Source organism: Paraglaciecola sp., from assembly GCF_030730205.1.
Lineage (GTDB): Bacteria > Pseudomonadota > Gammaproteobacteria > Enterobacterales > Alteromonadaceae > Paraglaciecola.
Window position 1 is genome coordinate 1 of sequence record NZ_JANQVQ010000209.1, and the last position, 11,717, is coordinate 11,717.

Sequence of the window (11,717 nt, forward strand, 5' to 3'; positions counted from 1 at the left end):
GCTGGTGCCTTAAGCAAAACCTTAGAAATCAGTTTAAATAAACATATTGAGTCAGGCGGCATGCCCGGACCACGCCTTATTCCCTCGTCAGTAGAGCGTGAGCCACCCAATGAATCGGAACTAGACCCAGGTAAAGTGGAAGAGCATGTTCGCGGACCAGAAGGCATGAAAGCTTTTGTGAAAGATTGCGCAGAACTTGGCGCTAAAGCGGTGAAATTTCTGATTTCTGGTGAAAGTGCACTTAAGCCCGGCGCCTCCTTAGAATTACTTTATAGCGAAGAAGAATTGATGGCCGCAGGTGAACAAGCCCGCGAATCAAACGTTTGGTTGACCGGCCATGCCCACGCTAAAGAAGCAGTTAAGATCGGCGTAAAAGCCGGTTTCAGAGTACTTTATCACTGTACCTATGCCGATGATGAAGCCATTGAGATGTTGGCAGCGCACAAAGATGAGATTTTTGTTGCGCCGACCATAGGCATAGTGCAAGCCACTTTAGATGCTAAGCCACCGCCCCATATGGACATGAGCCATATGAAAGCGGATGCAGCTTTAGTACTTGCCACGCAAAAAGCCTTAGTACCCAAATTACGTGCTAAAGGTATTCGTTTATTACCGGGTGGTGATTACGGATTTCCCTTTAACCCTAATGGTCGTAATGCCCGTGACCTTGAATTATGGGTTGAGCATTTTGGTTATACCCCAGCCGAAGTTTTACATGCTGCTACCGCCTTAGGTGGTCAAATTATGGGCATGGGCGATGAACTTGGCTTGATTAAAACGGGTTACTTAGCTGACTTATTATTGGTTGATGGCGACCCGACCAAGGACGTTCGTATCATGCAAGACAAAAATCGTCTGGCCATGATCATGCAAGGTGGAAAGTTATACAAAACACCTGAGCAAAAACACGCCTCCAGCCAATAAAAGGTAAAGCTATGTTCGATGTTGCGATTATCGGCGGCGGCCCGGTAGGGGCTTTTGCGGCCAATTTATTAGGAAAAGCAGGGATTAAGACCCTGATTGTTGAAAAAGAAGCACAGCCATTCCCACTTCCACGGGCGGTACATTTAGACCATGAAATGGTGCGTTTGCTGCAAGCCGTTGGTATTGCAGACAAGGTTTTACCCGACATGCGCGATACCGAAGGCCATCTGCATATTGGCGCCGACCATGGTGTTATTCGCTATATGGGCACGGTAGACAAACCTCGCCCCTATGGCTGGTCCAACGATTACTTTTTTTATCAGCCTGAACTAGAAGACCACTTGCGTGATGCGCTTGGTGCTTATCCTAATGTTGAATTACGTTTAGGCACCGAATGCGTTGGTGTTGAACAACAGGACAATCATGTCAGTATAAATTTAGTTGGTGACCAACAGGCTTATCAGATTAAGGCTCGCTGGGTAATAGCGTGTGATGGAGCCCGGAGTTCAGTGCGTAAGGACCTTGGTATTGAATTAGATGATTTAGATTTTGAAGAGCCTTGGTTAGTAGTCGATGCTGAAGTCGATGGCGATGTGCAATTTCCGGATTTAAACGGCGTTCCGGCGGGTGCCAATCTGCAACAATTATCTATTATGATGTGTGATCCTAAACGCCCTGCGACTATTGTGCCGGGGCGGGGTAATCACCGTCGTTGGGAGCTGATGTTATTACCCGGCGAAAATGATAAGGAGATGATGAAGCCACAAAAAGTGGCCGAATTACTGGCACCTTATTTAGACGGTGTGCCACATAAAATCGTGCGCGCTTCAACCTATCGTTTTCATGGTTTAGTGGCAAAACAGTGGCAGCAGGGCAAGGTGTTTTTAGCTGGCGATGCAGCCCATCAAACCCCACCGTTTTTCGGTCAAGGTATGTGTCACGGTTTTCGTGATGTGGCAAATCTTAGTTGGAAAATGGCGATGATATTAAATCATCAGGCTGATGCCAGTATTTTGGATAGTTACCAACCAGAGCGTGATCCCCATGTACGGGCTGTGATCACTGCAGCCGTCAATGCAGGGCGCTATATTTGTATACTTGACCAGCAACAAGCAGCCCTTCGAGATGCTGATATCCGCGAAAAAGTGCGCCGTAATGAATTACCTACGACGGCGGCTGAACTTATCCCACCCATTCAAAGTGGCATAGTCGCGACGAGAACAATCAAAGCGGGGGTGCGCTTTATCCAGCCAAGGTTGACCATCGAAGGTAAAGAAAAGCTGTTAGACGATATCGCCCCCGGACAGTGGAAGCTGTTTGTCAAAAATGGCGCAATATTAACCAGCGCCCAAGACACTAAGCAGAGCTATCTGACTAATGTTGACCTGCAAATTTACAATGCCGAGGATTTGGGTTGCCATAACCCGATTACTCAGTGGTTAGCAGATTGCCAGGTGCAAGCGGTGTTAGTGAGACCAGATTTCTATGTCTATGGCACGGCAGGACATGATGTGGACACACTGCTTATTTCATTAAGTCAGCAATTAAGCGCAACTAATACAATACAGGAGCAAATAGCATGAACGTGAGCTTAGTTCAGGCCGATTTGATTATTACCGGTGCTATCGCTGAAGCGCGAGCACGTAAGGCTAAATCCTTAGCGGTAATAGTACTAGATGCAGGTGGTCACCCCGTGGCTTTTCGCCGCGAAGATAAAGCCAGCTTGTATCGTCATGACATCGCTAAAGCCAAAGCCATGGGCGCGTTAGGCATGGGTGTTGATACCCGCGTTATGGCTGAGCGGGCAGCAAAAAATCCGACTTTTTTTGCCAGCATAACTAGTATCCCAGGTGTGGACCTTCCCTATTCACCGGGGGGCAATCTGATTAAAGATGCCAGTGGTGAGATCATCGGCGCTATTGGTATCAGTGGTGATACTGGCGAAGTAGACGAAGCCTGCGCAATAGCGGGTATTATGTCGGCAAACTTACATTGCGGAGAGTGAAATGAAATTACGCAGTATAGAAATGGTGATGCCTAAGGCCGCAGAAGCAGCAGATTTTATGTTGAACATTTGGAAAATTGCCCCGGCCGGCGTCAAAAATAATACCCATTATTTACGTGGCTCAGGTAGTTTTCCCTATCTCGTCGCCTTTGAAGAGGGTGAAAAAAGCTATGTGCGCAGTGTCACCTTTGTATGTGAACAACATGAGCTCGACGCGTTAAAACAACGAGTGGCTGCCAGTGGTTTGGCTACGAAATCGGTTGAATCAATGGATTTAGGTGGTGGTAAAGGCATTATTGTTGAACTGAAAGAAGGTGAGTTATTGCGCTTTTTAGTAGGCAGTGAAGAAGTAGCGCCTATTGAAGACAAAGACTTACCGACTAAATTAACTCACGTGGTATTTAATGCTGCCGATGCGGAAGCTAGCGGTCATTTAGTAGAAGACGTCTTAGGTTTCACGGTATCTGACCGCACCAAAGGTATGGTGTTTGTGCGCTGCAACGATTCACACCATAGCACTGCCTTTGCTCGAGCGGGTTTTAGCTCGCTGAATCATATTGCCTTTGAAATGCAAGATGTTGATGCCGTTATGCGTGGCATAGGCCGTTTGCGTGATCATCAATTTACCCCAGCTTGGGGGCCGGGTCGTCATGGTCCTGGTGATAATGTCTACGCCTACTTTATTGCTCCTTATGGCGCGGTGGTGGAGTTCTCTACCGCAGTCAACAAAGTGCCAGCAGATTATAAAGTTGGCGAGCCAGACGATTGGACATGGCCAGCCAATCGCATCGATCAATGGGGCGTTTCAGACAAAGACTTTGATGGTCTGAAAATCGCTGAAGCCAATTTTAAATTTTATCGTGACTGGAAAGCCGAAACGCTTTCTTAAGCTTTACTAGGAATAATTATCATGAAATATATCAGTTTTTTACAGTCCGATGGCACTCCCGCTTTTGGGCGACTTGAGGGTGAAACCATTTATCAACTAGGTACAGGCAGCGACGATCTCAAATCGGCGATTGGTGATAACAACTTAACGTCACGTGTTAATGGCCAAAGCTATGCATTAGCAGAGGTGAGTTTGTTACCCGTCATCCCTAATCCAGATAAAATCTTCTGTGTAGGGCATAACTACGAAAGTCATCGCCAAGAAACCAATCGTGCCGCAACGGATTTTCCGTCAATTTTTACCCGTTTTGCTGACACTCTATTGCCCCATGGTAGTGATATCTTAGTGCCGAAAGTTTCTACCCAGCTTGATTATGAAGGTGAGCTGGCGGTGATTATTGGAAAAGGTGGGCGTTACATCAGTGAAACAGATGCCATGGGCCATGTGGCCGGTTATGCTTGTTTTAACGATGCCTCGGTACGTGATTGGCAGTGGCATACTCGCCAGTTTATTCCGGGCAAAAACTTCCCAACTACAGGTCCCTTTGGCCCTTATATGATCACCCCAGATGAAGCGGGTGATTTGTCTAATGTTAATGTCACCACCCGCCTAAATGGCAAAGTGATGCAGGAACAACCGATTAAAGATATGATTTTCCCCATCGCCACAGTGATTGCTTATATCTCCAATTTTACTGAATTGCGCCCTGGTGATGTGATTGCCAGTGGTACTCCGGGTGGCGTAGGTGCAAAACGCACCCCACCAGTGTGGATGAAGGCCGGTGATACTATCGAAATAGAAATTGGTCCTATGGGCATACTCAGCAATACCATAGCTGACGAAGCCTAATCACTGTTAAAGCAAATACCTCGCTAAACTGGCGAGGTATTTAAAACCACTTTGCCAACTCGAGTTCTCGTCATGCAAAATAATCAAACCAAACAAGCCATTACCGCCTTAGGACGGGAAATGGGACCACCAGTGCTAGAGGCCTTAAGGTCTATTTTTGCACAAGAACAGCTGTTGCTAGTTAAGGCTCAACCTGCAATTGCTACCGATGTGGCTTATGGTCAGCATGAACGTCAGGTATTGGATATTTATGCTTCAGCCAGCAGCCATGCTCAGTTGAAACCAGTAGTGGTATTTGTACACGGTGGTGGTTTTTTAAAGGGAGATAAAGGCAGTAACCAAGATTGGTATAACAGCAATGTAGGGCGCTTTGCTGCCCGCGAAGGTTATATTGGTGTGGTGATGAATTACCGCTTGGCACCAGAGTTTATGTGGCCCAGTGGTGGTGAAGATGTAGCCGCTGTGGTTAATTGGCTGAAATCCAATGTTGCTCAGTATGGTGGCGATCCCAGCCAAATTATTTTGATTGGTACCTCTGCAGGTGCTGTGCATGTTGCCACTTATCACCAACACAATAGTGAAGAATCAGCGATTAAAGGCTTGGTTTTGTTATCAGGTTTGTACGGCGTTACCCCATTAGACGAGAGAGATACCTTGTATTACGGGCCACAAGCAGACTACGCGGCTAAACATCCTTTATCAGCATTAGTAAATTCCACGACGCCCTTAATGATGGCTTGTACTGAGTATGATCCACCCCGTTTTCAAGCAGAATTTGTGGGTTTAGCCCAAGCTCGTATAACCCAACAAGGCGAGTTACCCGCTTGCATGGTGCTTTCGGGCCACAACCATTATTCGATAGCCAGCCACCTTGGCACCTCTGATACTCGACTAAGCGACGAAATACTTGGTTTTATCAGTAAAGTGTGTGCTTAATATTTTGTGCATTAGTGACTAATGCACAAAATAATCTGCAATAAAATTTAAGCCAGTTGTTGCTCTTTTGCCAAAGCACGTTGCACAGCTGGCCTAGTCAACATGGCTTGAACAAAGCGATGTAAATTAGGCCATTCAGCCAGCGAAAAATCAGCACTTTGTAGGCGAGTGAGTACCCAAAACAAATAAGCATCCATGGCACTCCACTGCTCACCATACCACCAAGCAGCTTGGCCCATACGTTGTTCAACCCACACCAAGGCGTCGTTTAGCGCGTCTTGGGCTTTTTGTTTTACACTAATGATGGCATCACTGGTGGCAAAAAACTCGGGTTTGCAAAAACGCGTTACCATCGGGTGTAAAGTCGATGAGCAAAAGCATAAATCAGATAGTTGCTGTAACTGGGTCAAGGCATTATTGCTTACTGGTAGCAACTGAGCAGATGGGAAGAGCTGATTGATATAAGAGATGATAGCTGGGTTTTCGGTCAGAATATCATTGCCAATTTTTAGGGCTGGTACCTTGGCTTTGGGATTGATCGCCAAAAATTCTGGTCGCTTATGTTCACCTTTTGTTAGTCGTACCCAATGCACCTGATAGTCTGCATGAGCTTGTTCGAGCAATATGAGCGATACTCTAGAGCAAGCACCAGGAAAGGCAAATAATGTTAATTCATTCATAAGTATCCCTAAACTAATTTTTAAGAATTGAGGTTAAAACGGAAAAATGCAGGCAGCCCTAAGGTGCCTGCTGTGCTTACAATAATTTTACTCGGCGATAAGCTGTACTGGGCCAAGTAGACCTGAGCGGCGCAGCGGGGCGTCAGGGAAATAAGTATTAATGGTGGTAAAAGTGTAGGTTTGTTTTACATCAGCTTGTTGATCACCGATTAAGCGATTAACCCATAAATTGGTAACCTTAACTTCAATGTTGTTTTCACCTTTACGTAAATAGGGTTTCACATCTAGCTGATAGGGTGCCGTCCAAGCAATTCCTGCTGATTGCCCGTTGATTATTACCTCGGCAAGTTCAGAAACATCCCCGAGATCTAACAGAATAGTTTGGCCTGAGGTTAATTGAGCGTCGGTTAGTCTTAGGGTTTTGGTGTAACTCGCTGTGCCAGAGAAATATTTAATCCCTTCATTGTCACTCTGTGACCAATCACCTAAGAGTAAAGATTGCGTACCTAGTGGTACCCCTCGACCAACTTGAAACTCCACTTGCCATTCATTGCCCAGATCAACCAATAATTTACTTGCCGGTTTTACCGTGACAGGGATTATATTGGCGTCTTTTTCAAATACGATATAGCCTGATTCGAAACCTTTTAAAGTGTAATCAATCACGGTATATTGCCCTTCGGTGTGATAAGGGAGTGAACTTGTCTCACCGCTGACCGCATTGAATAATTGCGGTTTAACACCACTTTGGCGTAAATAAAATTGCCCCTTTTCTGTTTTATCTTTGCGGTTAGTAAAATAATAAATTTCACTATTGGCAGTGGTGCGATGCACAAACATCACCACTGAATCGCTATGCTCACTTTGAAAGCGAAAATCAGCCGCAACGCCTACTTTGTCGAGGCCCTGCTGAATATTGTCGGCGCGCACAACTTGCTTCGCATACTGTCCCGACCATAATTCATCAGCCACCTGATTAAAGCGCTCAGGATCGTCAGTCAGTTTGGGGGAACCCTGAGGTTTGTGACCAATTAAAGTGGCTCCGCCTTCAACTAAAGCTGCCAGTTTTTCTAATACCGCCAACGACATGTATTGCGAAGTTCCACCTAAATAAATAGCCTGATATCGTGCGCCGCTATCGGCAACAACTAGCGCACTTCCATCATTGCTTAGTTTATCTAAAATAACGTCGGCATTAACATAATCGAAGCCATTTTGATGACTGACATCGGTTGGCGGTGCGTCATTATATAAGGCAGTGAGTGGGGTTTCTTCACCGTAAAAATAGGCGACATCTGCGGCAAAACGACCCTGCTGTAGCATATAGGCATTACGAGTAATGTAGGTTACCCAAGGTTTGGCGTATTCTGCCCAAGTATCTAGACGGTTGAAGTATTGGCCAAATACAAACAGGCTCAGGCCCGGCGCTTTTTCGGTTAGAGGCTGATGTACAGAAGTGTGAATGATAGGACGATTTACGCCTAAGGCGAACTCCATATCAATCATGGGCTTTAAATCTTTGGGGGAGAAGGCCCAGGGCGACACCGCTGAAGTCAGCGATTCCGCCGCTACAATATTTTGACCGTAGATATGGGCTACTGAGGCAGCCTCACGAATATCCGACCAATACTGTGGTGCTGGGCCTGTATTATTGGCCGTATCAAACGACCACATTGCAGCCATTGGAATATCAGCATGACGACGCATGCGCATGCCATCACCTAATGATGGGCGACCATTTTCTAATGCTTCAGAATAATGACTTAAGCCACGTTTATGTACTTCTTTGGTGATCACGGCGTAGTGATTGTCGGCAATCATCTCAGAAAGAGTTTGTCTGAAGTCGTATAAAAAGGCATCTGTTTGTTGCGCATCAGCAATGATTACGCCAGTTAGCGCGGGTAGCCAAGCCGTAATATCGTATCCTCGGCGTTGTTTAAATTCTGCAATCAGGTTGGTAGACCAATTAGAAGGACCTGACTCGATACTGTCGTTAAGCAAGGCATTGATTCCATTACTGCCCATTTTTTCTTTACCCACCACATCCAAATACATATCTAAATAGGTGTTTATGTAACGACGCACTGCGTCGGCATCATATTTGTCGACTTCCAAACCCGTCGCCTCAGCGGGAGCAGGATGATTCTCTTTACCGGTTAACGAATAGCCCAAACGAATAATTTGCCAATTACCGGCGGGGGCTTGCCAATCAAGGCTGCCATCTGCCTTCAATTTGTCGCTTAAATTTAGTACTTGTTCGGGCGCAACGCCTTTATCATTTCGCTGGTATGAAATCGGGTAATAGTCTTCGGTCAAAGCATAGACCGCTTTTTCTTCAAACTTATGCACCTTGGCTTGTGCGGAAATAATCACTTCATGTAAGGCAACATCTAACAAGCCATCGCCGCCTGAACCGGGCATGTGCATAGGTGGTTTGGCACCCGGTGCGGAAGATGATGGCAGTTTAAATAGGCTGTCTGAATTACGGGTAAATATTAAGCGTACAAATTTGGCTGGCACACCATCAAAGGATAGGGTGGATTGTAGACCATCGGTTTTTTGAAAGGTGGCTACTTTGGTAAAAATCTGTCCATCTTGGCTGACCTCTAATTGCGGTGCCACTAATGCGGGAACAAACATAGCCGGTGGTGGCATGGCAATGGATACCGAACGCACGGTTTGAATTGTACCCAAATCGAAATCCAAATAACTTGGCGAACTGGGATCAGACTTCATATGAACCGCACCTTGGTAAAGACCGTCTTGCAATACATCCAAAGCAATAGTGCTGTTATCTGAGGCCTTAACACTTACCGCCTTTAAATTACCGACGTTAGAAACAGGATAAGCTAAAACAGCAACGTCTTGATAAAACTCGGGCAGATGGTCATCTTCTGATTTAGCCACAAAAATTTCAGCAGGCATACCATAATCCATGAACAATCCGGTGACACTAGGAGGTTTTGTCAACACGATCTGATTGGTTTTTCCACCTTCCACTCGCTGAGTGGTCCATACTAATTTTTTCATGCCGTCTTGAGGTTTAACCCATGGCCCGCCTGTTTCACTCCAACCAGGTGAAGCAGCAATAGTATATTCAAAATCGTATTTATCAGCCTCTGACAAAGCAAAACGAAACATCTCTGCCCACTCATCTGTCATGTAACTGACTGGATTTTCAACTATTTGCGGGGTCATCAGTTGCGCATCAAAATTTTGCACTCCGCCAATACCTACTTTATTCATCCAGGCCAGATCGGCGGCAATGCCTTCTTTAGTAACGTTACCATTCATCCAATGCCACCATACACGAGGTTTGGCGGAATCTGGAGGGCTAACAAATTGTTGGGCGAGTTGGCTTGCTGATGGTTGGCTCGTGGGTTTTTCCCCAGCACATGAGACCAAACATAAGCTTGCCAGCACTGTTGTACTTATTTTACTAAGATTGCTGCGATAAGGAGTTAACAATTTCATCATAAATTTCTCTATTATCTCAAAATTATATTTTTGTATTGCTCGTAAAAAAGAGGGCAATCAACGCGTAATGTGAATTCGAACAGCTAAGTCGAATAGGCTTGAATTAAGTGACCAATATCAGACTCGTGACTTTGCACTAAGGGCATTAAGTAAAGAATAATAAGCCACAGTTGCACCAAGAAAAGCGCCATAACAGGCTTTGTAAATCAGAGCGTTGGTAAAACTAAGTGAATTGAACCCCGTCATGCCAAATGCCACAAAATGTGCAGAATAGGCAACAATTGTGACCAATATCGCCATAGTTAAACTGCGTAAAAACACGTTTTGAGGCAACCAAGTGCCCCGTCCATCTATGACTTTAATCTTACCAGCTTTGAGTCTAATACGGGTCAAAAACGTTGGCATTAAGGTCGCCATAAAAGCAATGGCAAAACTCTGGGGGACAGAGTCGACAATAAGGCCTTGCAAGCCATAAATCGGCACTGTCATATTAGAATCAAAAATTAGGAATACAAAAACAATACTAAGTACCAAACTAATAGCACTGCCAACAGCAGTTTCTGTCAGAAGGTAAGTTTTATGTGAATAGGGCATAATCATAATCTCGTGATTGTTGTTACTAATCAATATTGCAGATCAGTCACACAGCTTGATTTGTTAATGACAAGTTAACCGTTAGAGCATAACCAATCAAATAATGATTTTTGAGACATGCATAGATTTTACCTATACATAACATGGTAGCGTTTACATAACAAATTCAATGTTTGTTAGCTAAGCAACAGTCAGAAAAGCCTTTATATATAAGACTTGCAAACAACAAATAGCGTTCATTTAAGTATTAATAAAATCAAAGTCAAACAAAAAAGATAACCTGTTGCGCTGTCAAAAATGCCCTATTTAAAAAGTAAATACGAGTGTTTCGCGACCAAATTTGATTAATTATGATTTCATATGATTTATTATGAGTGTTAATAATATAATAAATATGACATCTCGATGTAGTCAAAAAGTGCTTTTCAACTCTTAATTCGGGATCAATTTAGCCTATAACTGTCAATTTTCAGATAGAAAAAGAGGAAATTAAAGTGGTTACGAAACCGTTATTAGGGGGTGATATTTCACTGGTTTGGCGGGTTATTTTCCGCAAGCTTTTATGTGTCATACAAACAAAAAAGGTGATGGTCATGGGAGGTATTTTGACTAACTGGGGGTGTTTTTAGCAGGTTAGTCTGTCCTTGGTTTTCTGCTTATCTACAATGTTTGCTATGAGATTTCCGGCCCATCAGAAATCCAGCTCCTTGCGTACAGCTAGGTCAGTCTTATTATTTGCTGTGGCTGACAATTTAATATCGAGCGCACTGCAAACGCTCAATAGGGTGATCAAACTGACCTTATCAGGGGTCGTTTCAATACGAGAAATATCTTTTTGAAATAGCCCTACATTTTTAGCTAGCTGAGCCTGCGTCCAACCCTTAGCTTTGCGTGCATCACGTATTATCGGACTGATATCAGCAGGAGTGTTTACTTTCATAAGATTATTTACATACTAAAATTGGTATAATTCTAAAATATACCTTTTGGGGTATAAATCAAGTTTATACCGAATTTGGTTTAAAAATATCTAATGGAGAATAGTCTGCATCTTCAAATGGTACTGTTAAGCCGAAGAGTGTCAGCGACCAAGATGTTTGAGTCAATTATGAGAAAAACCTTCTAGGCTTGATTGAAGTGCAATCAGGATGAGTTCTGCTCGATGACCTGGAATGGTTTGGTCACAGACTGATTTTTTGTTAGTGATTACTATTGATAGGTATCATGCATAGATGGCGCACCCGGCGAGATTCGAACTCACGACCTCTGCCTCCGGAGGGTACCCCTGCGAAAAGGTGTTAATCGGTCTACCCCGGCGAAAAACGCCAAACCCTTGTGAATAAAGGCTTTCAGAGAATTTTTG

The 11,717-nt window shown here is 44.5% G+C and carries 10 protein-coding genes; 6 read left to right on the forward strand and 4 right to left on the reverse strand.

Going from position 1 to position 11,717, the window contains the following annotated elements; all coding sequences use genetic code 11:
- The 6 genes from NWQ57_RS14150 to NWQ57_RS14175 all read left to right on the forward strand — a co-directional run.
- A partial coding sequence (locus NWQ57_RS14150) for an amidohydrolase family protein (protein WP_306022809.1) occupies positions 1–924 on the forward strand: 924 nt, incomplete at its 5' end.
- Positions 925–935: 11 nt separating this feature from the next.
- Positions 936–2,507, forward strand: a complete 1,572-nt coding sequence (locus NWQ57_RS14155; protein WP_306022810.1) for a bifunctional 3-(3-hydroxy-phenyl)propionate/3-hydroxycinnamic acid hydroxylase — start codon at positions 936–938, stop codon at positions 2,505–2,507.
- Positions 2,504–2,929, forward strand: a complete 426-nt coding sequence (locus NWQ57_RS14160) for a heme-binding protein (RefSeq protein WP_306022811.1) — start codon at positions 2,504–2,506, stop codon at positions 2,927–2,929. Before NWQ57_RS14155 ends, NWQ57_RS14160 begins: the two co-directional genes overlap by 4 nt.
- Position 2,930: 1 nt before the next feature.
- On the forward strand, positions 2,931–3,818 hold the full coding sequence (locus NWQ57_RS14165; protein WP_306022812.1) for a VOC family protein: 888 nt from the start codon (positions 2,931–2,933) through the stop codon (positions 3,816–3,818).
- A gap of 21 nt (positions 3,819–3,839) precedes the next feature.
- Positions 3,840–4,667 (forward strand): fumarylacetoacetate hydrolase family protein, encoded by an 828-nt coding sequence (locus NWQ57_RS14170; RefSeq protein WP_306022813.1) that lies wholly within the window; start codon positions 3,840–3,842, stop codon positions 4,665–4,667.
- Between the two features lie 72 nt (positions 4,668–4,739).
- Complete coding sequence (locus tag NWQ57_RS14175; protein ID WP_306022814.1) at positions 4,740–5,603, forward strand: alpha/beta hydrolase; 864 nt, start codon at positions 4,740–4,742, stop codon at positions 5,601–5,603.
- A 47-nt stretch (positions 5,604–5,650) separates the two neighbouring features.
- Here the strand turns inward: NWQ57_RS14175 and NWQ57_RS14180 are convergent, their stop codons facing one another.
- From NWQ57_RS14180 to NWQ57_RS14195, 4 genes are all read right to left on the reverse strand, one after another.
- Positions 5,651–6,283, reverse strand: coding sequence for a glutathione S-transferase family protein (locus NWQ57_RS14180; protein ID WP_306022815.1), 633 nt, complete (start codon positions 6,281–6,283; stop codon positions 5,651–5,653).
- Positions 6,284–6,370: 87 nt separating this feature from the next.
- Positions 6,371–9,760: a glycosyl hydrolase gene (locus tag NWQ57_RS14185; protein WP_306022816.1), complete on the reverse strand. Its 3,390-nt coding sequence runs from the start codon at positions 9,758–9,760 to the stop codon at positions 6,371–6,373.
- 117 nt (positions 9,761–9,877) lie between these two features.
- Entirely contained in the window at positions 9,878–10,354 is a 477-nt protein-coding gene (locus tag NWQ57_RS14190) for a hypothetical protein (RefSeq protein ID WP_306022817.1), read from the reverse strand.
- A gap of 691 nt (positions 10,355–11,045) precedes the next feature.
- The gene (locus NWQ57_RS14195) at positions 11,046–11,294 is read right to left on the reverse strand and encodes a helix-turn-helix domain-containing protein (RefSeq protein ID WP_306022818.1); all 249 of its coding nucleotides are present in this window, start codon (positions 11,292–11,294) and stop codon (positions 11,046–11,048) included.
- Positions 11,295–11,717 lie beyond the last annotated feature (423 nt).

What these genes read in the sequence shown, in the direction of transcription:
- NWQ57_RS14175 (WP_306022814.1), top strand. Translation starts at nt 4,740, where the DNA reads ATGCAAAATAATCAAACCAAACAAGCCATTACCGCCTTAGGACGGGAA.
- NWQ57_RS14170 (WP_306022813.1), top strand. Translation starts at nt 3,840, where the DNA reads ATGAAATATATCAGTTTTTTACAGTCCGATGGCACTCCCGCTTTTGGG.
- NWQ57_RS14160 (WP_306022811.1), top strand. Translation starts at nt 2,504, where the DNA reads ATGAACGTGAGCTTAGTTCAGGCCGATTTGATTATTACCGGTGCTATC.
- NWQ57_RS14190 (WP_306022817.1), bottom strand. Translation starts at nt 10,354, where the DNA reads ATGCCCTATTCACATAAAACTTACCTTCTGACAGAAACTGCTGTTGGC.
- NWQ57_RS14165 (WP_306022812.1), top strand. Translation starts at nt 2,931, where the DNA reads ATGAAATTACGCAGTATAGAAATGGTGATGCCTAAGGCCGCAGAAGCA.
- NWQ57_RS14180 (WP_306022815.1), bottom strand. Translation starts at nt 6,283, where the DNA reads ATGAATGAATTAACATTATTTGCCTTTCCTGGTGCTTGCTCTAGAGTA.
- NWQ57_RS14185 (WP_306022816.1), bottom strand. Translation starts at nt 9,760, where the DNA reads ATGATGAAATTGTTAACTCCTTATCGCAGCAATCTTAGTAAAATAAGT.
- NWQ57_RS14155 (WP_306022810.1), top strand. Translation starts at nt 936, where the DNA reads ATGTTCGATGTTGCGATTATCGGCGGCGGCCCGGTAGGGGCTTTTGCG.
- NWQ57_RS14195 (WP_306022818.1), bottom strand. Translation starts at nt 11,294, where the DNA reads ATGAAAGTAAACACTCCTGCTGATATCAGTCCGATAATACGTGATGCA.